This is a genomic window from Janthinobacterium leeuwenhoeki (assembly GCF_051380795.1).
GTDB lineage: Bacteria > Pseudomonadota > Gammaproteobacteria > Burkholderiales > Burkholderiaceae_D > Janthinobacterium.
The window spans coordinates 86126-108336 of the sequence record NZ_JBNYXT010000016.1 but is presented as its reverse complement, the minus strand read 5'-3'; the positions used below and the strand labels follow the sequence as shown (position 1 = coordinate 108336).

The following is a 22211-nucleotide window of genomic DNA, read 5'->3' as shown; positions in this document are numbered from 1 at the left end:
ACGGCACAGCGCCCGTCAAATCTCTGGAGGAAGCATGAACCGCATTTTCAAACAGCTCGGCTGGGCAGCGCTTGCGCTGGCAGGCGCCGGGTCCCTGGGCGTTGTCGCCCTGCAACGTGGCGAACCGATCAGCGCGATCTGGATCGTCATCGCCGCCGTCTGCGTCTACCTGATCGCCTACCGTTTCTACAGCCTGTTCATCGCCGACAAGGTGCTGGGCCTGGATGCGCGCCGCATGACGCCCGCCTTCAAGCACAATGATGGCCTCGACCACGTGCCGACCAACAAATATGTGCTGTTCGGCCACCATTTCGCAGCGATTGCCGGCGCCGGTCCCCTGGTCGGCCCCGTGCTGGCCGCGCAGATGGGCTATTTGCCCGGCATGCTGTGGATTTTGGCCGGCGTGGTGTTTGCGGGCGCCGTGCAGGATTTCATCGTGCTGTTCATTTCCATGCGCCGCGATGGCCGTTCCTTGGGCGACCTGATCAAGGCTGAACTGGGCGAAATTCCCGGCATGATTGCGCTCTTGGGCTGCTTCATGATCATGGTCATCATCCTGGCCGTGCTGGCCTTGATCGTCGTCAAGGCGCTGACCGGTTCCCCATGGGGCAGCTTCACCGTGATGGCGACCATCCCCATCGCCCTGTTCATGGGCGTGTATTCACGCTTCATCCGCGTGGGCCGCATCGGCGAAATTTCCATCATCGGCTTTGTCTTGCTGATGCTGGCCATCATCGGCGGCCAGTACGTGCAGGAACACGCGGTGCTGGGCCCGATGTTCACATTTACCGGCACGGAACTGACGTGGATGCTGATCGGCTACGGCTTCATCGCTTCCGTGCTGCCCGTGTGGCTGCTGCTGGCGCCACGCGACTACCTGTCGACTTTCCTGAAAATCGGTACCATCCTGGGCCTGGCCATCGGCATCATCGTCGTCGCGCCGTACCTGAAAATGCCGGCCATGACCAAGTTCATCGACGGCTCCGGCCCCGTCTGGTCGGGCAATCTGTTCCCCTTCCTGTTCATCACGATTGCCTGCGGCGCCGTCTCCGGCTTCCACGCGCTGATTTCCTCGGGCACCACGCCGAAGATGATTGAAAACGAAAGCCACGCCCGCTTCATCGGCTATGGCGCCATGCTGATGGAATCGTTTGTTGCCATCATGGCCCTGGTGGCCGCCTCGACCATCGAACCAGGCATCTATTTCGCCATGAACAGCCCGGCCGCCCTGATCGGCACCACGGCAGAGTCCGCCGCACAGGCGATCTCGCAATGGGGCTTCTACGTGACGCCGGAAATGCTGACGCAGACGGCCAAGGACGTTGGCGAGCACAGCATCATCTCGCGCGCCGGCGGCGCACCGACCCTGGCGGTCGGCATGGCGCAGATTCTCTCCGGTGCCATCGGCGGCAAGGCCATGATGGCCTTCTGGTACCACTTCGCCATCCTGTTCGAAGCGCTGTTCATCCTGACGGCCGTCGATGCGGGCACGCGTGCCGGCCGCTTCATGCTGCAAGACTTGCTGGGCAGCTTTGTGCCAAGCTTGAAACAGACGGAAAACGTCATCGCCAACCTGCTGGCCACGGGCCTGTGCGTGGCGGCCTGGGGCTACTTCCTGTACCAGGGCGTGGTCGATCCATTGGGCGGCATCAACACCCTGTGGCCGCTGTTCGGCATCGCCAACCAGATGCTGGCGGCCATTGCCCTGATCCTCGGCACCTGCGTGCTGTTCAAGATGAAACGCGGACAGTATGCATGGGTGACGATTACGCCGACCATCTGGTTGCTGCTGTGCACGCTGACGGCGGGCTGGCAAAAGATTTTCGACGCCAATCCGCGCGTCGGCTTCCTGGCGCACGCCAAGAAATACTCGGCGGCGCTCGATGAAGGCACCCTGCTGGCGCCGGCCAAGTCGGTGGCACAGATGCAACAGATCATCTTCAACGATTACCTGGACGCCGGCCTGGCCGCCTTCTTCGTCATCGTCGTGATCAGCGTGCTGTTCTTCGGCATCCGCACCATCCTGAAGGCGCGCGCCGACAGCAAGCCTAGCACCAAGGAAACGCCGTTCCAGGCCATGCCCACGGTGCAATGATGATCGATGAAATCATCAAGGCTGGACGGTATCTGGGGCAAAGCATGCGGCTCATGTGCGGCTTGCCCGAGTACGACACCTATGTGGCGCACCGGGAAGTGACCCATCCCGGCGAGCCGATGATGACGTATGAAGAGTTCTTCCGCGAACGCCAGGAAGCCCGCTATGGCGGCGCTGGTAAACGTGGTGGATGTTGTTAATACCGGTAACAGCACCGGGGTCAGACCCGCCGGGTCTGACCCCAGCCTTTCATGGGTTTAACCGTGTAAGCCCCAAAAGCAAATACTGGGGTCAGTCCCTGCGGGATCGACATGTGCCCCATTGGGGCACATGTCCCCAAAGGGTCCGACCCCACCCCTCGTTGTTTCATCTCGTATAAGTTCCCCTCCCCTCTCTTCCCTTAGACCCACATCAACATCAGGGTGTGTCTTCGCGTCTATATTTTTCCAATAGGCATTAAAAAACAGTCAACTGGCCGACCGGAGAAGCGCCGCAACCATGTTCAATTTCCAACGCTCCAGCATCAGCCAGAAGTTGACCATGATTTCGGTACTGTCGTCGGGCTGCGCGCTGCTGCTGGTGTTCGTGGCGTTTGCGCTGACGTCCGTGCTCAGCCACAAGAACGATGAGGGCAAGCAATTGCTGTCCCTGGCGGGCGTGATCGGCGCGGCCAGCGCGGCGCCCTTGCTGATGGGAAAATCGGCACAGCCGCAGGCGGAACAGGTGCTGGCCGCGCTGGCCGCGCGCGACGAGGTGGCCCAGGCGGCCCTGTTCGACCGGGGCGGGCGCCTGTTCGCCCTGTACCGCGCGCCGCAGCACGCGGACGGCCTGGCGACGCCGGAAGACATGGACCCCGCCTTGCTGGCCGACATGGCCTTGCAGCCCGTCACGCAAGGCGCGGGCACGACCCTGGCGCCGGCCATGCACTTGTACCGTCCCATCTACCGCCCGGGCGAGCCGCAACAGATCATCGGCGCCGTGCTGATCGAGGCGGACCTGAACCACATGTGGCGCGACATCGGCCGCCACGTGGGCGCCATCGGCGGCGCCACCGTGCTGTCCTTCCTGATCGCCGTCTTCCTGGCGCGGCGTTTTAAAAGCGTCATCGCCGAACCGATTACCAAACTGATCGATACAGCGCAAAAAGTGTCGAGCAGCCAGATCTACAGTCACCGCATCGCGCACCAGCGCAGCGACGAGCTGGGCGTACTGATCGACAGTTTCAACGACATGCTGGCGCAGATCGACAGCCGCGACAGCACCCTGGCCAATTACCGCGACCAGCTCGAGCGCCAGGTGGGTGTGCGCACGGCGCAGCTGGAAAAGGCCAAGGATGCGGCCGAGGCGGCCAGTCACGCAAAAAGCGCCTTCCTCGCCACCATGAGCCATGAAATCCGTACGCCCATGAATGGCGTGCTGGGCATGACGGAATTGCTGCTGGCCAGCCCTTTGAGCCCGCAGCAGCGCCACTACACGAGCATGGTGCAGCGCTCGGGGCAGAATTTGCTGGTGATCATCAACGACATCCTCGACTTTTCCAAGATCGAGGCGGGCAAGCTGAGCGTGGAATACATCCGCTTCAATTTCCGCGAATTGCTCGACGACATAGAACACGTGTTCGCGCCGCAGGCGGAAGCAAAAAACATCAGCCTGGAATTCGCTATCGCGTTTGACATTCCCATCGCCATCTGCGGCGACCCGAACCGTTTGCGCCAGATCATCGTCAATTTGCTGGGCAATGCCATCAAGTTCACCGAAACGGGCAAGGTCACCGTGAAAGTGACCGTGTGCAGCGAAGACGCGCCCAGCGTGGGCTTGCGTTTCGAGGTGCACGACACGGGCATCGGCGTGTCAAACGAGGCGCAGACGCGCATCTTCGAATCGTTCTCGCAGGCGGACGGCTCGACCACGCGCAAGCATGGCGGCACGGGCCTGGGATTGACGATCTCGAAACAACTGGTGGAACTGATGGGCGGCACTATCGGCGTTGATAATGCTTTAACGCAAGGATCGATCTTCTGGTTCGAAGTAAATTTCGATAAGCGGCGGGTCGACAGCGACGACCCGTCCTTCAATCTGAAAACCACGCGAGGGTTACGCGCCTTGATCGTCGACCACACACCCGCCACGCGCGCCGTGCTGGAGCGGCAACTGGCCAGCTGGCACATCGTCAGCGACAGCGCCGGCACGGCCAGCGACTGCCTGGCCAAGCTGCGCGCGGCCGCGCAGGCGGGCACGCCATATGCCGTGGCCCTGCTCGACATGGAATTGCCGCGCACCAGCGGCCTGGCCCTGGCCGCCACCATCAAGAGCGAGCCGCTGCTGGCCGACCTCAAAATACTGCTGCTGAGCACGGAACAGGCGGCGGCCGACCCCGTGCAGCGGCGCGAGGCAGGCGTGGCCTTCCAGCTGATCAAGCCGGCCCGCGAATGCGACCTGTTCGACTGCATCGTCACGCCGCTGCGCGCCAGCGAGGGCCTGCGCATCGTTCCACCGCACACGGCGCGCCATGCCGTACGCCCCCCCGGCCGGCGCCAGCGCCGCCGCGTGCTGCTGGCCGAGGACAATCGCGTCAACGTGGAAGTGGCGCTGGCCATGCTCGACAGCCTGGGCCTGGACGTGGTCTGCGCGCGCAACGGCGAAGAAGCCTTGCAGGCGGCGCAGGCCGAGGATTTCGATCTGATTTTGATGGATTGCCAGATGCCCGTCATGGACGGCTTTGCCGCCACGGCGGAAATCCGCCGCCACGAACAGCAGTGCGGCCACGCGCGCGTGCTGCCCATCGTCGCCATCACGGCCAATGCGCTGCAGGGCGACCGCGAAGCATGCCTGGCGGCCGGCATGGACGATTACCTGAGCAAACCGTTCACGCAGCAAGACCTGGGCCACACGATTGCCCGCTGGATCGCCCTGCCGCGCGCGGCCACGCTGCACCATAGCGAAGCGCCGCAGGAGGCGCCGCCCGAATTGCCGCCGCCTGCGCCTGCCGCCGCACCCGCCGCCCAGCCGCTGAACCGGCAGGCGCTGGAAAACATCCGCGCCCTGTCCGGCACGGATGGCGATGCGCTGCTCGAAAGAGTCATCCAGGCCTTTGTCGACGAGACGCCGCGCCAGTTGAGCGCCATGCGCGCAGCGATTGCCGGCGCGGATGCGGAAGCGCTGCGCCAGGTGGCGCACAGCCTGAAATCAGGCAGCGCCAACGTGGGCGCCGATGGCCTGGCGCAGCTGTGCAAGGAGATGGAAAAACTGGGCCGCGCCGGCAGCACCGAGGGCGCGGCTATCCTGCTGCAAGAAATGCAGCAAGCCTTCCTGGCCGCACGCGCATCGCTGAACGCCATCCTCGTGAAGGAACACTGACATGACAGCGCCCCTCTCCCCTCCCCGCGGCCTGGTGCTGGTGGCCGACGACGATCCCGTGATGCGATTGCTGATGCGGCAAATGCTCACGCAGGTGGGCCTGGACGTGATCGAGGCCGAGGACGGCGTGCAGGCGCTGGCCAGCTACAAGCACAGCGGGCCGGACCTGATCATGCTCGACGTCGACATGCCGGCCCTGGACGGCTTTGCCGTATGCCGCGAAATCCGCCTCCAGGAAGTGGGCGGCACCGTGCCCATCATCATGGTCACGGGCGACGACGAACTGGATGCCGTCACGCGCGCCTACGAAGTGGGCGCCACGGATTTCATTTCCAAGCCCATCAACTGGCCCATCCTGGGCCACCGCGCGCTGTACGTGCTGCGCGCCAGCGACGCCATCGCCCGTTTGCGCATCGCCGACGCGCACAACCGCGCCGTGCTGGCAGCCATCCCCGACACCTTCTTTCGCCTCAACCGCGAAGGCTTTTATCTCGACTACGAACAGGGCCACGACGCCAGCGCCGGCTTTTCCCTCAGCGACTGCGTGGGCAGCCATATCGGCGACGTGCTGCCGCCCGAAATCGCCGCGCGCCTGCTGGACAAGGCGCACGCCGTGCTGGCCATGCAGCATATCGGCTCGGTCGACTACACGCTCACGCACGAAGACAGCACGCGCCATTTCGAGGCGCGCCTGGTGGCGACGGGAGCCGATGAAGTGCTGGGCCTGGTGCGCGACATCAGCGAACGCAAACGCACGGAAGAGCAGATCCGCCGCCTCGCCTACTGCGACAGCCTGACGGGCATCCCCAACCGCCAGGCCTTCCTGGAAACGCTGGAACGCGAACTGGCGCGCTCGAAAGAACACGACAAGAAATTTGCCGTGCTGTTCATGGACCTGGACGCCTTCAAGCGCATCAACGACACCCTGGGCCACGACGTGGGCGACCATTTGCTCAAGGTGGTGTCCGAACGCCTGCGCGAAACCATCCGCCCCAGCGACCTGGTGCTGCGCGCCGAACATGAGTTTGAGCCCACCTCCGGCGGCAGCAACCTGGCGCGCCTGGGCGGCGATGAATTCACGATATTGATACCTGACCTGGAGCGGGTGGAAGACGCGCTGAACGTGGCGCACCGGGTCAAGGAAGCCATGCGCCGGCCCTTCATGATCGAGGGGCACGAGATTTTTGTCACGGCCAGCATCGGCATTTCGCTGTATCCGGAAGATGGCGAGGACTGCAACTCGCTGCTCAAATATGCGGACACGGCCATGTACCACGCGAAGAACTGCGGCAAGAACAACGCCAAGCTGTACAGCTCTTCGCTGACGATGGAAATCATGAGCCACGTCAAGATGGAAGTGGGTCTGCGCAAAGCCTTGCAAAACAACGAGCTGTATTTGCTGTACCAGCCGCAGATCGACGTGCCCAGCACGCAGATCGTCGGCGTGGAAGCGCTGGTGCGCTGGCGCCATCCGGAACGGGGCATCATTTCACCCACGGAATTCATCCCGCTGGCCGAAGAAACGGGACTCATCGTGCCTATCGGCGAATGGGTGCTGCGCACGGCGTGCAACCAAGCCAAGGCGTGGCAAAGCGATAGCGGACGGGCCATCCGCATGGCCGTCAACCTGTCGGCCAAACAATTCAAGGATGAAAACCTGATGCAGATCGTGCTCTCGGCCCTGGCCGATACGGGCCTCGACGCGCGCCTGCTGGAACTGGAATTGACGGAAGGGACATTGATGGACGATGCGCGCGCCACCATGGTAACGCTGGAGCAACTGCGCGGCATCGGCGTGTATCTCTCCATCGACGACTTCGGCACGGGCTATTCCTCGATGAATTACTTGAAACGCTTCGACGTGCGTGCCTTGAAAATCGACAGGAGTTTTATCGCCGGCTTGCCGCAGGATACGGAAAACGCGGCCATCACGCGCGCCATCATCGCCATGGCGCATGGCTTGAAGATGGTGGTGGTGGCCGAGGGCGTGGAAACGGACGAGCAACTGCTGATGCTGGAAGAGTACGGCTGCGACATGGCGCAAGGCTACTTTTTAGGCCACCCGTCGCCGCACGACACGATCACGGCCATGCTGGCCAGGCAGAGGGGCCAGCTGGCCAGCCTGGAAACTAGAGCACTTCGAAGGCAAGGATTTGCGTGACTTGCTGGGCGTTGAAATTATCGTCGGAAATCATCACCAGGCTGCGGCGGCCATTTTCCAGGCGCGGGCCCCAGCTGATGCCTTCGATATTGTCGACTCTTGCCAGGCCGATCTTTTCCAGGTCCAGCAACAATCGCTTGCGCGCCGGCACATAGCTGGCGCCCGCCAGGGCCGGAATGGCCTGGATATCGGTGGCGCCATCGATGTCCATCGCGTAGATGCGCACGTGGTTCGTATACACGCCATCGGCGTGTTCCACGCCGGCCCGCTCCACCACCAGCACCTGGTGCTCGTTGACGGCGAGGATTTCCGACACGCCATTGTCCGCCTCGCGCCCCGGCGCGGGCCGCGAGGCCACGGGCTCGATAGCATACGCGTACTGGCCCAGCACGGCGCCGGCGCGGTCCAGTCGCGTGATGCGCACCATGGCGCCATGGTCGGGCGTGGCCAGCGGGCCATCCTGGTACAGGGCCGCTTCCATGCCCAGCCACAAGCTCTTGCCATCCGACGAGAAAGACAGCGCCTCGAAGCTCATGTTGTTGCGCGAGCCTGTTGCTTCCTGCGAGACCTTGAACATGGCGGGTGTGGGCAAGGTGGCCAGGAATGCTCCATCGCGATCCGCGTGGCGCACGAAAGGATCCAAACCCACCTTGCGGTTGCCTTCGCTGCCGTACCACAGGCTGCCATCCTGCGGATCGACGCGGATGGTTTCGATGTCAGCCACCTGGTCGCCCCGATCCAGCTTTGCGTGCGCCAGGTTCGGGTAGCGGCTGCCGTCGGGCTGGGTGAAGAAATGCACGCTGCTCAGCGTCACGCCCGTAAAGGCCTTGCTGTCGTAGGCCAGGCTGGCGCGGTAGAAGCGGGCCGGATTGATTGCCGAACGGTCATCGCTTTCCACCACCCAGCGCTTGTTGGCCGCATCGTAATCGATGCCGGACAAGCCGCCCACCGTGGTGCCCTCGAACGCATGTTTCAAGGCGATGCGCTGCTCGCCGATCAGGCGCAGGCCGGCAATCGGCGCGTCGTGGGGGAAGCTGGCGCAGGCGGAGAGAAGGATGGCGGAAGACGCCAGGGCGAGCGCGGTGCGGAACAATGGAGGCATGATTGGTATCAAATAAGTCAGGAAGCAAATTCCGGGGTCAGACCCGCCGGGTCTGACCCCGGCTTTAGTTGTGTGGGTTAATAACGAATTACACCACCCCATCGGCCTTCAAGCGCGCAATGGCGGCCGCGTCATAGCCCAGCGACGCCAGCACCTCGTCGTTGTGCTGGCCCAAAGTTGGCCCCAGCCACTGGGTCTTGCCCGGCGTGGCGGACAGTTTCGGGCTGATGGCGGGCAATTTGACGGGCGTGCCGTCAGCGAAATGGTGTTGTTCAAACATGTCGCGGGCGAGAAATTGCGGATCGCTCAGCATATCGCGCACGGAATAGATTTTGCCGGCCGGCACGTCGGCCGCCGTCAAGACGGCCAGCGCGCTGTCTATCGTATGCGTGGCGCACCAGGCGCCGATGGCGTCGTCGATTTCCTGCGTGCGCGCGACGCGGCCGTCGTTGCGCGCCAGCTGCGGGTCGCCCGCCATGTCGATGCGGCCCATGGCCAGCATCAGGCGCTTGAAGATGGCGTCGCCGTTGCCTGCAATGACGATGTTTTCGCCGTCACCCGTCGTGTAGGTATTCGAGGGTACGATGCCGGGCAGCGAACCGCCCGTGCGCTCGCGCACCACGCCTGCCTGGTCGTATTCGGGCACCAGCGATTCCATGAGGTTGAACACGGATTCGTACAGGGCTACGTCGACCATCTGCCCTTCGCCGGCAACCGCACCACCCGTCACGTCGCGGTGGCGCAAGGCCATCATGGCGCCGATCACGCCGTGCAGGGCCGCCACCGAGTCGCCAATCGACACGCCCACGCGCACCGGCGGACGGTCGGCAAAGCCGGACACATAGCGCAAGCCGCCCATGGATTCGCCGATGGCGCCGAAGCCGGGCAAATCCTTCATCGGCCCCGTCTGCCCAAAGCCGGACAGGCGCACCATGATGAGGGAGGGTTTGATCTGCTTGAGCTGCTCATAGCCGAGGTCCCACTTTTCCAGCACGCCGGGGCGGTAGTTCTCGATGATGATGTCAGCTTCCAGGGCCAGCTGACGGGCGATGGCCCGGCCTTCCGGTGACTTCAGGTTCAAGGTCAGACTTTTCTTGTTGCGCGCCTGCACCGACCACCACAAGGAGGTGCCATCCTTCAGCACGCGCCAGGTACGGATCGGGTCGCCGCCATCGGGCGACTCGATCTTGATCACGTCGGCGCCGAATTCGGCCAGCATGCGGGCACAGAACGGCCCCGCGATCAGGGTGCCCAGTTCAAGGACTTTGATGCCTTTTAAAGGACCAGTATTCGCGGAGGGTTCAGTCATAGAGATCAGTTCAGGTTGCCCTGCGGTCGAGCATCGCGCGGGCAATCGTGCCCGCGTCGACGTATTCCAGTTCGCCGCCCACGGGCACGCCGCGGGCCAGACGGCTCACGCGCAAGCCCCGCGCCTTCAGCATTTCGCTGATGTAATGGGCGGTCGCTTCGCCTTCATTCGTGAAATTGGTGGCCAGCACCACTTCGCCGACCACGCCGTCGTTGGCACGGTTCAGCAATTTTTCGAGGTGGATATCTTTCGGGCCGATGCCGTCCAGCGGAGATAATCTCCCCATGAGCACGAAATACAGGCCCTTGTAGGTGAGCGTTTGCTCGATCATCAGCTGGTCGGCAGGCGTTTCCACCACGCACAGCAAGCGCTTGTCGCGCTCTTCGTCGAGACAGGTCTCGCACACTTCGTGTTCGGTAAAGGTATTGCACAGGCCGCAGTGATGCACGGCATCGACGGCCTGGAACAGGGCGCGCGACAGCATGGCCGCGCCTTCCCTATCGTGCTGCAACAAATGAAATGCCATCCGCTGCGCCGACTTGGGGCCGACGCCGGGCAGGCGCCGCAGCGCCTCGGTCAAAAATTCAAGCGACTTGGACATGGATCAACCCTGCCCCGTGCCACAGATCGAGCGCATGCGGTATGGCATCAGAATGGCATTTTGAAGCCGGCTGGCAAGTTCATGCCACCAGTCAAGCCAGCCATTTTTTCCGCGGACGTCGCTTCCGCCTTGCGCACGGCGTCGTTGAAGGCGGCGGCCACCAGGTCTTCCAGCATGTCCTTGTCGTCAGCCAGCAGCGACGGGTCGATGGAGACGCGCTTGACGTCGTTCTTGCACGTCATGACGATTTTCACGAGGCCGGCGCCGGACTGGCCTTCCACTTCCACCAGCGCCAGTTGTTCCTGGGCCTTTTTCATGTTGTCTTGCATTGCTTGCGCCTGCTTCATCAGGCCAGCCAGTTGATTTTTCATCATGAGAATGCTCCGTTCAATTCAGTTTGTGAGTGTGTTAATCATCAATGCAGGGTCGGCGCGGCGGAACCGGCCGGTGCAGGGGTAATCGTTCCCGGCACGACAAAAGCGTCGAATGCACGCTGCATGTCGAGCACGAAGGGATCGCTGGCGATGGTTTCTTCCGCTTGCAGCTGGCACGCCTCGCGGTGCGCCTGCGCTTCCGCGCTGGCCGTGTACCAGACGGCGCCCAGTTCCGTATCGACGGCGACCTTGCGGCCGAAGCGTTCGGTCAGCGCGGCCGCCAGTTTTTCCACGTTGGCCGGGCTGCGCCACGTGTCTATCGGTACGCGCAGGCGGAACGTGGTGCTGTGGCCGTCGTGCAGGCATTCGATCAGCTCGGCCTGCACGGCCAACTGCTGGGCCACGCCGCGCAAGGGCAGCACGGCGGCGACGGCCGGCCAGTTGCCGTCCCAGTCCAGGCCCGGCACGGGCGTGATCACATACGGCCCGCTGGGCGCGGCTTGCTTGGCAGCACGCTGCGGCATGACGACGGCCGGCTGCTCGCTGCTCTGCGCGGCTGGCGCCGACACGGCAGCCGAGGCGCTGTCGTCGGAAAATTCGGTAACCCAGGGCGGCAAGTCGTCATCCGGCTGCGCTTGCGGCGGCGGCGCGGCAGGCCGCGTCTGCTGCACGGGTGCAGCAGCGGCCACCGGCGCCTCCATCACGGCCACGGGTGGCGCATCGTCCCACGGCGCAGGCGCTTTCGCGGCGGCGGGCGGTGGCGGCGCAGCCTGGACGGGCGCTGCCGGGGCTGGCGCGGCGACGGCAGCAGCCGGTGCCGGTGCGGGGGCAGCTGACTTGGGCGCCGACGATGGTGACGATGGCGCGCTGCCCGGACGGCCTTTCGAGGCCGCGCGGGCCGCTTCCAGCGCCGCATTGATGGCGGCGCGGGCGGAACTGATGGGCGCGCCCGATGCTGCCGGAGCAGCCGCTGGCGGCGTGGCGGGCGGCGCCGCTGGTGCCAGCGCCGGTGCAGCAGCGGGTGCTGGTGCGCGTGGCGGCGGCGCTTCGCTGCGCGCCATGCTGGCGGCAGCGGCGGCGACGACGGCGGGCGGGGTCACGGTTGCATGGCTGGCCACGCTGTTGATGGCGGCGCGGGCGGCGGGAGCCGAACCTGCCGCGGCGCGCGCGGCGGCCACGGCAGCGGGACGGTTGCCCGTTGCAGCGGCAGGGGCCGCCGCCGGCACGCCATCGGCGCCGCCTATGCCGGGCCGAAAGGCCAGCATGCGCAGCAAGGTCATGGTGAAACCCGCGTATTCGTCGGGGGCCAGGCCCAGCTCGTTGCGGCCATGCACGGCGATCTGGTAAAACAGCTGCACTTCTTCCGCGTCAAACGCGCCAGCCAAACGCACGATGTCCGCGTATTCGGGCAAATCCTGCGGCAAGGCGGCGGGCACGGTTTGCGCCAGCGCAATGCGGTGCAGCAAGGTGCCCAGATCCTGCAGGGCGCCGTTGTAGGACAGACTGCGCGAGGCCATCTCGTCGGCCACGGCCAGCAGATCGGCGCCATCCTGCTGGGCCAGCGCGTCGAGCAGGCGCACCAGGTAGGACTGGTCGAGCGCGCCCAGCATGCCTTGCACGGCGTCGAGGGTCACTTCACCGGCCGCATACGCAATGGCCTGATCCGTCAAGGAGAGCGCATCGCGCATGGAACCGTGGGCGCCCTGGGCCAGCAGGCGCAAGGCCGGCTGTTCGAAGGCGATGCCCTCCTGCCCCAGGATATTGTCCAGGTGACTGATGATGTGGCCGGGCGGCATCTGCTTGAGGTTGAACTGCAGGCAGCGCGACAGCACGGTCACGGGAATCTTTTGCGGGTCCGTCGTGGCCAGGATGAACTTGACGTGCTCGGGCGGTTCTTCCAGCGTTTTCAGCATGGAATTGAACGCGTGATTCGTCAGCATGTGCACCTCATCGATCATATAGACCTTGAAGCGCGCATTGCTGGGCGCGTAGACCGCTTGTTCCAGCAGCTGCGCCATTTCATCGACGCCGCGGTTCGACGCCGCATCCATCTCTATATAGTCGACAAAGCGTCCCGCATCGATTGCCGTGCACGCTACACACACGCCGCAAGGCTGGGCCGTGATGCCGCCCGTGCCGTCGGGGCCGATGCAATTGAGCGACTTGGCCAGGATGCGCGACAGGGTCGTCTTGCCGACGCCGCGCGTGCCCGTGAACAGGTAGGCGTGATGCAATCGGCCGCTGTGCAAGGCATGCGTGAGCGCGCGCACGACGTGCTCCTGGCCTACGAGCGTCTCGAAATTCTTGGGGCGGTATTTACGGGCGAGGACTTGATAGGACATGCTGAGATTTTACCATGCGATTTTGCGGGTGATCCTGCGCGGCGGGCGCAAGCCTCATGGCCGGGCCATTCACTATGGCAAACGCGGCAAAGCAGCAATTGTATAACATGGAGAGTGGCATTCTGGAAAATCAGGCAAGCATGCGGACTGGCAAAACACAGCGCCGCAAAACAAAAAAGCCGCCAACGGCAGCTTTACTGTTTGTTTCCCGAAGGAGGCGAGCCTGATCTGCGGCACTCATGGTTAATAGCCGTGGCTGCTTCGTTCCCGACCTGACCAGGTTAGCCATGCCACGATGCGCAGGGGCCCGCCAGGGACAATTATAACCGGTCTGCGCAAGATTGGGAAATTGCCGTGCCAATGCTGCGTAGGTCGGCGTAGGTCGGCTTAGGCCGCAGGCCGTAAGCCGACACTGCTGAGTACGCGGCCGACACTGCTGAGTATGCAGATCGTGAACATGCAAGCAACGTCGGGTTACGCGCAAGCGCTAACCCGACCTACCAAATACCTACAAGCCCAGCTCTTGCCAGATGCCATCCACCTTGGCCTTCACTTCCGGCGTCATGGCGATCGTCGTACCCCACTCGCGCGTCGTTTCGCCCGGCCATTTATTCGTCGCATCGATGCCCATCTTGCTGCCCAGGCCGCTGACCGGCGAAGCGAAGTCCAGGTAATCGATGGGCGTGTTGTCGACCAGTGTCGTGTCGCGGATGGGGTCGACGCGCGTGGTGATGGCCCAGATGACCTCTTTCCAGTCGCGGATATTCACGTCTTCGTCGACCACCACGATGAACTTGGTATACATGAACTGGCGCAAGAAGCTCCACACGCCGAACATCACGCGCTTGGCGTGGCCCGCGTACTGCTTCTTGATCTGCACCACGGCCATGCGGTAGCTGCAGCCTTCGGGCGGCAGATAGAAATCCGTGATTTCACTGAACTGCTTTTGCAGCAGCGGCACGAACACTTCGTTCAGGGCCAGCCCCAGCACGGCCGGCTCGTCCGGCGGCTTGCCCGTATACGTGGAATGGTAAATCGGGTCGCGGCGCATGGTGATGCGGTCGATGGTAAACACGGGGAAACTGTCCTGCTCATTATAGTAGCCCGTGTGGTCGCCATACGGCCCTTCCAGCGCGTGCTCGTAGCCACTCGGATGGCTTTCGTCCGGGTAGATATGGCCTTCGAGCACGATTTCGGCCGAGGCGGGCACGCGCAGTTCGCTGCCGATGGCTTTCACCAGCTCCGTGCGGCTGCCGCGCAGCAAGCCGGCGAACTGGTATTCGGACAGGCTGTCCGGCACGGGCGTGACGGCCCCTAATATAGTAGCGGGATCGGCGCCCAGCGCCACGGCGATCGGGTACGGCTTGCCCTTGCTTTGAATCGCATGCTCGCGGAAGTCCAGCGCCCCGCCCCGGTGCGCCAGCCAGCGCATGATGACCTTGTTGCGCCCCAATACCTGCTGGCGGTAAATGCCCAGGTTTTGCCGCTTCTTGTTCGGGCCCTTGGTGATCACCAGGCCCCAGGTGATCAGGGGGGCGATATCGCCGGGCCAGCAATGCTGGATGGGCAGGCGCGCCAGGTCGACGTCATTGCCTTCCCAGACGATTTCCTGGCACTTGGCGCCGCGCAACTCTTTCGGCGACATGTCCCACACGGATTTCACCAGCGAACCGAGGCCCAGCAGATCCTTGAAATCCTTCGGCGGTTCCGGTTCCTTCAGGCGCGCCAGCACATGGCCGATCTTGCGCAACTCGCTGACATCTTGCGCGCCCATGCCCAGCGCCACGCGGCGCGTGGTGCCGAACAAATTGCCCAGCACCGGCATGTCGTATCCCGTCGGATTATTGAACAGCAAGGCCGGCCCGCCTGCGCGCAAGGTGCGGTCGCAAACTTCCGTCATCTCCAAAATCGGTGAAATGGGGGTCGAAATGGCCTTAAGTTCACCCATTTGTTGCAGTTGAGAAATAAAATCTCGCAAATCTGAATATTTCATGTGTTTTTAATTTTTTTTGACGTCGGACGCCGTTGCTGAAGGATCTATGCCAAGTAATTGATTTTATTGGCTTTTGGCACAATGCAAGACAAAAAGTAAGACATAAAAGTAATAAAGAAACGATTCGTTAGTATTGACTTGATATAAAACGGCTTCTACAATTCGCCCAACTTGAAAGAGCACGCCGGCCCAGAGCTTGATTTTAGCGTTTCTCTTTCATTCACGGAGTCGGGGCTCCACATGACATTTTAAGGAGTGTTTTCAAAAGGCGTCTGCCTTACCCCCGGTAAAAGTTGTATTGCGACTGATCCAATACCAAAAACGGGACCGATCAGCTCAAGCAAGCAATGACGGCGTTTCTCGCACGCATCCATACGCGGCGGAAACGATGATATTTCTGATGCACGGCATTGGCAGTACCCACAACACCGCGACACCGCGGAGGGACTGCCTGTTGACGCGACATTTCGGGGAACTCTATGACTCATCGTAGCACTGAAGCAGCATTGCCTGCTTCAACCGTGGCTGGCCAGCCAGCGTTGGCGCGTTTGCGCGCCCGCGCACAAGCCATTTCGGCACGTGGCGTATTGACCACAGCACAACACACACTGACAGTCTTCGGCATTTCCGCCCTGGCACTGATCGCCCTGCTGATGTTCCGCCCCGACCTGGGCAAGCAACTGACGCACAGCCTCTTCCCGCTGCCCATGGCAGAGGCACAAGCCGTTGAAGCGCCGGCCCTGTCCGCATTGATGGAGGCGCCTGCTTCCGTGCAAACGGCCGCCGCCAACGAGGCGCAGCTGAGCAAGGAAGAAAAAGCCTTGCTGGGCACGCAAAAGCAGCAGCAATGGGTCACCAACTGGCTCTCCAAGCGCTACCGCGTAGCCAACGACGCCACCAATATGCTGGTCTCGACAGCCTACCTGACGGCACGCGAAATCAAGCTGGACCCGCTGCTGATCCTGGCCGTGATGGCCATCGAATCGGGCTTGAACCCGTTCGCGGAAAGCCCGGTCGGCGCACAAGGCTTGATGCAAGTCATGTCGAAAGTACACCATGAGCGCTTCCAGGAAATGGGCGGCGTGCAGGCAGCCCTGAACCCGGTCGCCAACATCCGTGTCGGCTCGCTGATCCTGAAAGACTACGTCACGCGTGGCGGTTCCGTCGAAGCGGGCTTGAAAACCTACGTGGGCGCCGCCAACTTCGCCACCGACTCGGGCTACGGCTCGCGCGTGCTGGCCGAATACCGCCGCTTGAAGCAAGTGTCGGCCGGCCAGCGCGTGCCGACCACGACGCCGGTGATGGCATCGAACACGCCAGCGCCAGCCAAGGCGCCGGCAGCGGAAAGCGGCATCACCATCAAAGTCCTGCCCCACAACGAGATCGCCGGCCTGTAGTAGCGCGCTCTTCCAACCTACTGCGCAGCCCGCTCTCGGGTCGGCGTTACTCGCTGTACTCCAGTACAGCTGCGTTACTCAACCCGACATCGGGCTTGCTCGCTACGGTTTGAAGAGGCGCCGATGCGTTAATGCGCAACACTCCGACAGCAAAAAGGGCAGACTTTTCAGTCTGCCCTTTTTGCATCCATTGCGGCCTTCGCCGCTGGATCCATACCTATGTTATTTGCGCTTGTTGGCGTTGACTTCTTCCTCGCGCAATTTCACTGCCAGCTTGTCGAGCACGCCGTTCACATACTTGTGGCCGTCGATGCCGCCAAACGACTTGGCCAGCTCGACCGCTTCGTTGATGACGACGCGGTACGGGATTTCCATGTTGTTCTTCAGCTCGAAAGCGCCGATCAGCAGGATGCCGTGTTCGATGGGCGACAGTTCCGCGATGTTGCGGTCGATCAAGGGTGCCATGCTGTCGCGCAGCGCCAGCGAATCCTTGATGGTGCCGTACAGCAGCACCGTGAAATGATCGCCATCGGCCTTGTCGAAACCATGCGCGGCGCGAATATTGTTCACGACGGTGGTCGCGTCTTCATTGTTCAACAGCCACTGGTACAAGCCCTGCAGCGCAAACTCGCGCGCGCGGTGACGCGGCGTGCGGTTTTTACTGGGATTGGCGAGCAAATTTTTCTCAGTCATGATTGTTACCTGTTCTTAAATACGTATGTACTGCAAATAGTGACGAATACCGCGGCGTGCTGTTGGACAGCACGCTGCGGCGCAAGCACGATTAATCCTCGTCTGTGTCTTGCAACTCTTCCAGCGCTTGCGCCAGATTGGCCATTTCCACTGCCACGCGTGCCGCTTCGGCTCCCTTGACCAGCATGCGCACTTCCGCCTGCTCGTCGTTTTCGGTCGTCAACACTGCGTTGGCGATAGGGATGCCGTAATCGAGACCGACGCGCGTGATGCCGGCGCCCGATTCGTTCGATACCAGCTCGAAGTGGTAGGTTTCACCGCGAATCACGGCGCCCAGTGCGATCAAGGCGTCGAATTGCTCGGTTTCTGCCATTTTTTGCAGAATCAGTGGGATTTCCAGGGCGCCCGGCACGGTCACGTGCAGGATATCTTCATCGGCCACGCCCAGCTTGCTCAACTCTTCCAGGCATGCCGACAGCAAGCCACCACCGACGATTTCATTGAATCGTGCCTGGACGATACCGACGCGCAAACCTTCGCCGGCAAAATTGGTTTCATATGCTCCTACGGTCATCATAAGCCTCTTTAATCTGGTGGTTCAGGGCGACACACACATGCCGCCATCGTTTACTCTCACATCGACGCCTGAAAAAATCGTAGCGAGCGGCAGTGATTTGTGGCCGAGAAGCGCAACTGTACGAAGGTACAATGAGCATCGCAGGCCGCAAATCGCGACGCGCAGTAGATTTAGTTAGGTGTCTGGCCTGGATGGCACTGAAAACCCGTTACTTCCAGGTCAAAACCGGCCATCGACGGCATCTTGCGGGGGCTGGCCAGCAATTGCATCTTGCTCACGCCCAGGTCGCGCAGGATTTGCGCGCCGATGCCGTAGCTGCGCAAGTCCATGCTGGCGGCGCGGCCTTTCGGCTTGGCTTGCGGCGTATCGAGCGCGGCGAACTGGGCAAACAGCTCGCCCGACGTCTCGCCGCAGTTCAGCAAGACCATCACGCCCCGCTCGGACTGCTTGATGGCGGCCATCGAGGCAGCCACCGTCCACGAGTGGGTGGTCGCTTCGCTTTCCAATACGTCCAGCAGGGAAACGGGCTGGTGCACGCGCACCAGCGCTTCCAGGCCGGGTGCCAGGTCGCCATGCACGAGAGCCAGGTGGGCCGAGGCGCTGGGCTTGTCGCGGAAGGCGATCAAACGGAATTCGCCGTGCGCCGTGTGCAGGGTGCGCTCGGCAACGCGCTCGACCAAGGACTCCGTCTGGCTGCGGTAATGGATCAGGTCGGCAATCGTGCCGATTTTCAGGCCATGTTGCTCGGCAAACACCAGCAAGTCCGGCAGGCGCGCCATGGTGCCGTCGTCCTTCATGATTTCGCAAATCACGGACGCGGGCGTCAGGCCGGCCATGGCCGTCAGGTCGCAACCGGCTTCCGTATGGCCTGCGCGCATCAGCACGCCGCCTTTTTGCGCTTTCAGGGGAAAGATATGGCCCGGCTGGACGATATCGGTAGGCTGCGTGCCCTTGGCCACGGCCACCTGGATGGTCTTGGCGCGGTCGGCGGCGGAGATGCCCGTCGTTACGCCTTCGGCCGCCTCGATGGAGACGGTAAAGTTGGTGCCGTAGGCGGTGCCGTTGCGCGAGGTCATCATCGACAGGCTCAGCTCGTCGCAACGCTCTTCCGTCAGGGTCAGGCAGACCAGGCCACGCGCATGCGTGATCATGAAATTGATGGCTTCAGGCGTCACGAAATCGGCGGCAAGCACCAGATCGCCTTCATTTTCCCGGTCTTCTTCATCGACCAGTATCACCATGCGGCCGGCGCGCAATTCGGCGACGATCTCTTCGGTGCTGGATATAGACATTATTCATCCTCGTATGACGCCTGGCCAAACCTGCTGCGCGTCGGTTTTGCCAGGCGTTGTTATGTTAATGAAACTAAAAACTGAAACATGGAGCGCGAATACTCCGCGAATTTCCGGGAATTTTCTTATAACCTGCTATTTTAAAGGATTTAGCGCTTGCAGACCTGAAATAAGACAGGTTTGCGGCACGGATGCCGCAACCTGCCCCACAACCCTCCGATTCCCTGATCCAGCGCACACGGCGGCGGCAAAACGCGCGCCGCCGGCCTTGCGAAGAGCATAAGATCAGCCAGTCAGCGCCACGGCGCTGACATCCCACTCGCAGCGATACCCCACACAGGAGCGGCAATATGAAAACCAACGGATCGGCCATCTGGTCAGGCGGCATCAAGGACGGCAAGGGCGCCATCAGCACGCGCAGCGGCGCCTTGCAGGAATATCCCTACGGCTTTGCCAGCCGCTTCGAAGGCAAGCCGGGCACGAATCCCGAAGAATTGATCGGCGCCGCCCACGCGGGCTGCTTCACCATGGCCCTGTCGCTGATCCTCGGCGAAGCGGGGCTGACGGCAGAAAAGATGGAAACGACGGCCGAAGTGACCCTCGACAAGGTCGACGACGGCTTTGCCATCACGGCCGTCCACCTGATTCTGAAAGCGAAGATCCCGGGCGCCGACCAGGCCAGATTCGAGGAATTGACGGGCAAGGCCAAGGCCGGCTGCCCCGTGTCGAAGCTGCTTAAAGCCAATATCACGCTGGACGCCACCCTGCTGCCCTAGATTTTCGTCACGGGCTTGACGGGCTCCACGGCAGCGACGGGCGCCACCAGCGGCAGGCGCGAGTCGCTGGCAGGCAATGGCCGGTTCATCAAGCCGGGATTCAGGGCTGCATTGTTCAGGTTATACGCGGCGATGGCCGCCGCCACGGACGGATCTTGCGACGAAGGCAGCGGCACGGCCTGGCCCGCGTTTTGCGCGGCCAGCTCTTGCGCCTGCGTATTTTGCTGGGCCAGCTGGGCTTGCGCCGTCGCCAGGCCCGCGTCCGCTTGCCCCTGCGCTGCGCGCGCCAGCGACTGCGCCCGGTCGCTGGCCGCCTGGGCCGCCATTTGTGCGTCGCTGGCGGCCAGCTGCGCCCGCGCCGCATCGTCCGCTGCCGCTTGCGCCTGCTGCTGCAAGCCCTGCTGCTGCACCTGCCCCTGGCGCAGATCGTCCACCCGTGCAGCTTCCTGCTGCTGCGCCTGCTGATCGGTATTGATGCGTTCGCTGTCCAGGCGTTCGGCGTCCAGGCGCTGGGCATCGACGCGCTGGTTGTCGGTGCGCTGCTTGTCGGTGCGCTGCGTCTGCAGCAATTGCGCTGCATCGGCGGCTGCTTGCGCTGACGGCTGGGGCCGCAACTCCTGCAAGTCCAGGTTCAACTCCTCCGCTTCCAGTTGCTGCTGCAGTTCCAGCTGCCGCTGCGCAATGGCGGCCGTCTGCGGCGGCGCCGCGTCAATGGCTTGCGGCTGCGCGGCGTCGGACGGCAATGCTTCGCCCGTCAAGTCCGCTACCACAACGGCGGCCAGCGGCGCGCCCTGCTGCTGGACCAGCACGGCGCCCACCTGCGCCAGCACGTCCGCTCCCTGCTGCAAGGCATCCAGGGTGGCATTGCTGTCGGCCGCATAGGCGGCCTGCAAAGTTACTGCATCGACATCTTCATTACGCAAATCGATGCCGATGCGCGCCAGGCCCGCCTGGGTCAGCAAATTGCCGTCCTGCGCCAGCGCGGCCGCCGCATCCGTCGTGCCATCGCCCGACAGCAAATCGTAGCGCTGCGCCAGGCTGCCCGGCGTCTCGCCAGCCGTGGCCAGCTGGCTGGCATCGATGCCGCTCGTTTGCAGCTGGGCGAACGATTCCGTCAGTTGCCGCGCCAGCGCCAGCAAGTCGTCATTGACATTCACGGGGGTATTGGCCGCCCTGGCCTCTTCCGTGGCACCCTGCAAGGCCAGCAGTTGCCGGCGCGACAAGGCCACGCCGGAGAGGAACTGGCCCAGCGGGGAGATGTCGACCTGGGTCGACGACAGCATGGCAAGGGCCGCCGCTTTGCTGGACGGCGGCACGGGCAGCGCAGGCGCCAGCGGCGCCGTTGCGCCCACGCGGGACGTGGCCGGGATGGTGTTGGGCACGGTTGCGCGCGAAATCGGGTCCATGGCTAGCCTCCACTGCGGAAAGCTTCATAGTATGCGCGTCTGAAAGAAAAGCAACACACGCTTGGCAAGGCAGCGGCTGTGTTGCTGTGTTTTTGTATCAGGCGGCAGCCTTGTCCAGCGACAGCATGCGCTCGACATAGCGGGCGATCAAGTCGATTTCCAGGTTCACCTTGCCATCGACCGTCAAGTGCTTCAAGGTCGTCATGGCGATCGTGTGCGGGATCAGATTGATCGAGAAACGGCAGCCGTTGACGGCGCCCGCGCCCAGGTCTTCCACGCGGTTGACGGTCAGCGACACGCCATTGACGACGACGGAACCTTTGAAGGCCAGGTATTTCGCCAGCGCGTGCGGCGCTTCGATGACCAGCTCCCACGATTCGCCCACGGCTTCGAACTTGCGCACGATGCCCAGGCCGTCGACGTGGCCGGACACCAGGTGGCCGCCCAGGCGCTCGGCCAGGGTCAGGGCTTTTTCCAGGTTCACTTCCGTGGTGGTATCGAGGCCCACGGTGCAATTGAGGCTTTCGCGCGAGACATCGACGGCAAAGCCCGCGTCCGACTTTTCCACCACCGTCATGCAAGCGCCATTGATGGCGATCGAATCGCCCAGGGCCACATCGGCCAGCGGCAAGCCGCCCGCGTGGATGGTCAGGCGCACGCCGGCATCGAGGCCGCCGTCGAGTGCTTGCACGGTTTCAATCTTGCCGATGGCGGCAACAATTCCTGTAAACATGAA

Annotated in this window: 17 protein-coding genes and 1 other RNA gene; 6 read left to right on the top strand and 12 right to left on the bottom strand. The window is 62.9% G+C overall.

Annotation, left to right across the window (positions count from 1 at the left end):
* Positions 1-34: 34 nt before the first annotated feature.
* From ACQ4WS_RS14710 to ACQ4WS_RS14695, 4 genes are all read left to right on the top strand, one after another.
* Positions 35-2095, top strand: coding sequence for a carbon starvation CstA family protein (locus tag ACQ4WS_RS14710; RefSeq protein WP_436477364.1), 2061 nt, complete (start codon positions 35-37; stop codon positions 2093-2095).
* Positions 2095-2295: a YbdD/YjiX family protein gene (locus ACQ4WS_RS14705; RefSeq protein ID WP_010396213.1), complete on the top strand. Its 201-nt coding sequence runs from the start codon at positions 2095-2097 to the stop codon at positions 2293-2295. Before ACQ4WS_RS14710 ends, ACQ4WS_RS14705 begins: the two co-directional genes overlap by 1 nt.
* A gap of 298 nt (positions 2296-2593) precedes the next feature.
* A complete protein-coding gene (locus ACQ4WS_RS14700; protein WP_436477362.1) occupies positions 2594-5452 on the top strand; it encodes a hybrid sensor histidine kinase/response regulator in 2859 nt (952 codons plus the stop codon).
* A 1-nt stretch (position 5453) separates the two neighbouring features.
* Positions 5454-7613 carry a putative bifunctional diguanylate cyclase/phosphodiesterase gene (locus ACQ4WS_RS14695; protein WP_436477360.1) on the top strand — a complete coding sequence of 720 codons (2160 nt, stop codon included), beginning with the start codon at positions 5454-5456 and terminating at the stop codon, positions 7611-7613.
* Here ACQ4WS_RS14695 and ACQ4WS_RS14690 read toward each other — a convergent pair.
* From ACQ4WS_RS14690 to ubiD, 7 genes are all read right to left on the bottom strand, one after another.
* Entirely contained in the window at positions 7582-8715 is a 1134-nt protein-coding gene (locus ACQ4WS_RS14690; protein WP_436477358.1) for an esterase-like activity of phytase family protein, read from the bottom strand. The genes ACQ4WS_RS14695 and ACQ4WS_RS14690 overlap by 32 nt on opposite strands.
* A gap of 88 nt (positions 8716-8803) precedes the next feature.
* A complete protein-coding gene (locus ACQ4WS_RS14685) occupies positions 8804-10024 on the bottom strand; it encodes a CaiB/BaiF CoA transferase family protein (RefSeq protein ID WP_436477356.1) in 1221 nt (406 codons plus the stop codon).
* Between the two features lie 10 nt (positions 10025-10034).
* A complete protein-coding gene (recR, locus tag ACQ4WS_RS14680; RefSeq protein WP_034786598.1) occupies positions 10035-10625 on the bottom strand; it encodes a recombination mediator RecR in 591 nt (196 codons plus the stop codon).
* A gap of 47 nt (positions 10626-10672) precedes the next feature.
* On the bottom strand, positions 10673-10999 hold the full coding sequence (locus ACQ4WS_RS14675) for a YbaB/EbfC family nucleoid-associated protein (protein ID WP_034759121.1): 327 nt from the start codon (positions 10997-10999) through the stop codon (positions 10673-10675).
* A gap of 41 nt (positions 11000-11040) precedes the next feature.
* Positions 11041-13341 (bottom strand): DNA polymerase III subunit gamma/tau, encoded by a 2301-nt coding sequence (locus ACQ4WS_RS14670; protein WP_436477353.1) that lies wholly within the window; start codon positions 13339-13341, stop codon positions 11041-11043.
* 213 nt (positions 13342-13554) lie between these two features.
* Positions 13555-13653, bottom strand: an RNA gene (gene ffs, locus ACQ4WS_RS14665) — signal recognition particle sRNA small type.
* A 196-nt stretch (positions 13654-13849) separates the two neighbouring features.
* Positions 13850-15334, bottom strand: a complete 1485-nt coding sequence (gene ubiD, locus ACQ4WS_RS14660) for a 4-hydroxy-3-polyprenylbenzoate decarboxylase (protein ID WP_436477351.1) — start codon at positions 15332-15334, stop codon at positions 13850-13852.
* 479 nt (positions 15335-15813) lie between these two features.
* Here ubiD and ACQ4WS_RS14655 point away from each other — a divergent pair, with 479 nt between their 5' ends.
* Positions 15814-16731, top strand: a complete 918-nt coding sequence (locus ACQ4WS_RS14655; protein WP_436477349.1) for a transglycosylase SLT domain-containing protein — start codon at positions 15814-15816, stop codon at positions 16729-16731.
* A 222-nt stretch (positions 16732-16953) separates the two neighbouring features.
* Here ACQ4WS_RS14655 and nusB read toward each other — a convergent pair whose 3' ends face one another.
* From nusB to ribBA, 3 genes are all read right to left on the bottom strand, one after another.
* The gene (gene nusB, locus ACQ4WS_RS14650; protein WP_436477347.1) at positions 16954-17424 is read right to left on the bottom strand and encodes a transcription antitermination factor NusB; all 471 of its coding nucleotides are present in this window, start codon (positions 17422-17424) and stop codon (positions 16954-16956) included.
* Between the two features lie 91 nt (positions 17425-17515).
* Positions 17516-17998, bottom strand: coding sequence for a 6,7-dimethyl-8-ribityllumazine synthase (gene ribH, locus ACQ4WS_RS14645; RefSeq protein ID WP_034759563.1), 483 nt, complete (start codon positions 17996-17998; stop codon positions 17516-17518).
* A 173-nt stretch (positions 17999-18171) separates the two neighbouring features.
* On the bottom strand, positions 18172-19293 hold the full coding sequence (ribBA, locus tag ACQ4WS_RS14640) for a bifunctional 3,4-dihydroxy-2-butanone-4-phosphate synthase/GTP cyclohydrolase II (RefSeq protein ID WP_436477345.1): 1122 nt from the start codon (positions 19291-19293) through the stop codon (positions 18172-18174).
* 350 nt (positions 19294-19643) lie between these two features.
* Between ribBA and ACQ4WS_RS14635 the strand changes: the two genes are divergently transcribed.
* Positions 19644-20069: an OsmC family protein gene (locus ACQ4WS_RS14635; protein WP_102299096.1), complete on the top strand. Its 426-nt coding sequence runs from the start codon at positions 19644-19646 to the stop codon at positions 20067-20069.
* Here ACQ4WS_RS14635 and ACQ4WS_RS14630 read toward each other — a convergent pair.
* Both ACQ4WS_RS14630 and ACQ4WS_RS14625 read right to left on the bottom strand, forming a co-directional pair.
* Positions 20066-21475: a hypothetical protein gene (locus tag ACQ4WS_RS14630; RefSeq protein WP_436477343.1), complete on the bottom strand. Its 1410-nt coding sequence runs from the start codon at positions 21473-21475 to the stop codon at positions 20066-20068. The genes ACQ4WS_RS14635 and ACQ4WS_RS14630 overlap by 4 nt on opposite strands.
* 97 nt (positions 21476-21572) lie before the next feature.
* Positions 21573-22208 carry a riboflavin synthase gene (locus tag ACQ4WS_RS14625; RefSeq protein ID WP_436477341.1) on the bottom strand — a complete coding sequence of 212 codons (636 nt, stop codon included), beginning with the start codon at positions 22206-22208 and terminating at the stop codon, positions 21573-21575.
* Positions 22209-22211: the final 3 nt, after the last annotated feature.

Bases quoted from the DNA above. Each gene is read 5' to 3' on its own strand.
- ribBA (WP_436477345.1), bottom strand. From the start codon at position 19,293: ATGTCTATATCCAGCACCGAAGAGATCGTCGCCGAATTGCGCGCCGGC.
- nusB (WP_436477347.1), bottom strand. From the start codon at position 17,424: ATGACTGAGAAAAATTTGCTCGCCAATCCCAGTAAAAACCGCACGCCG.
- ubiD (WP_436477351.1), bottom strand. From the start codon at position 15,334: ATGAAATATTCAGATTTGCGAGATTTTATTTCTCAACTGCAACAAATG.
- ACQ4WS_RS14675 (WP_034759121.1), bottom strand. From the start codon at position 10,999: ATGATGAAAAATCAACTGGCTGGCCTGATGAAGCAGGCGCAAGCAATG.
- ACQ4WS_RS14705 (WP_010396213.1), top strand. From the start codon at position 2,095: ATGATCGATGAAATCATCAAGGCTGGACGGTATCTGGGGCAAAGCATG.
- ACQ4WS_RS14700 (WP_436477362.1), top strand. From the start codon at position 2,594: ATGTTCAATTTCCAACGCTCCAGCATCAGCCAGAAGTTGACCATGATT.
- ribH (WP_034759563.1), bottom strand. From the start codon at position 17,998: ATGACCGTAGGAGCATATGAAACCAATTTTGCCGGCGAAGGTTTGCGC.
- ACQ4WS_RS14635 (WP_102299096.1), top strand. From the start codon at position 19,644: ATGAAAACCAACGGATCGGCCATCTGGTCAGGCGGCATCAAGGACGGC.
- ACQ4WS_RS14690 (WP_436477358.1), bottom strand. From the start codon at position 8,715: ATGCCTCCATTGTTCCGCACCGCGCTCGCCCTGGCGTCTTCCGCCATC.
- ACQ4WS_RS14695 (WP_436477360.1), top strand. From the start codon at position 5,454: ATGACAGCGCCCCTCTCCCCTCCCCGCGGCCTGGTGCTGGTGGCCGAC.
- ACQ4WS_RS14630 (WP_436477343.1), bottom strand. From the start codon at position 21,475: ATGGACCCGATTTCGCGCGCAACCGTGCCCAACACCATCCCGGCCACG.
- ACQ4WS_RS14625 (WP_436477341.1), bottom strand. From the start codon at position 22,208: ATGTTTACAGGAATTGTTGCCGCCATCGGCAAGATTGAAACCGTGCAA.
- ACQ4WS_RS14670 (WP_436477353.1), bottom strand. From the start codon at position 13,341: ATGTCCTATCAAGTCCTCGCCCGTAAATACCGCCCCAAGAATTTCGAG.
- ACQ4WS_RS14685 (WP_436477356.1), bottom strand. From the start codon at position 10,024: ATGACTGAACCCTCCGCGAATACTGGTCCTTTAAAAGGCATCAAAGTC.
- ACQ4WS_RS14710 (WP_436477364.1), top strand. From the start codon at position 35: ATGAACCGCATTTTCAAACAGCTCGGCTGGGCAGCGCTTGCGCTGGCA.
- recR (WP_034786598.1), bottom strand. From the start codon at position 10,625: ATGTCCAAGTCGCTTGAATTTTTGACCGAGGCGCTGCGGCGCCTGCCC.
- ACQ4WS_RS14655 (WP_436477349.1), top strand. From the start codon at position 15,814: ATGACTCATCGTAGCACTGAAGCAGCATTGCCTGCTTCAACCGTGGCT.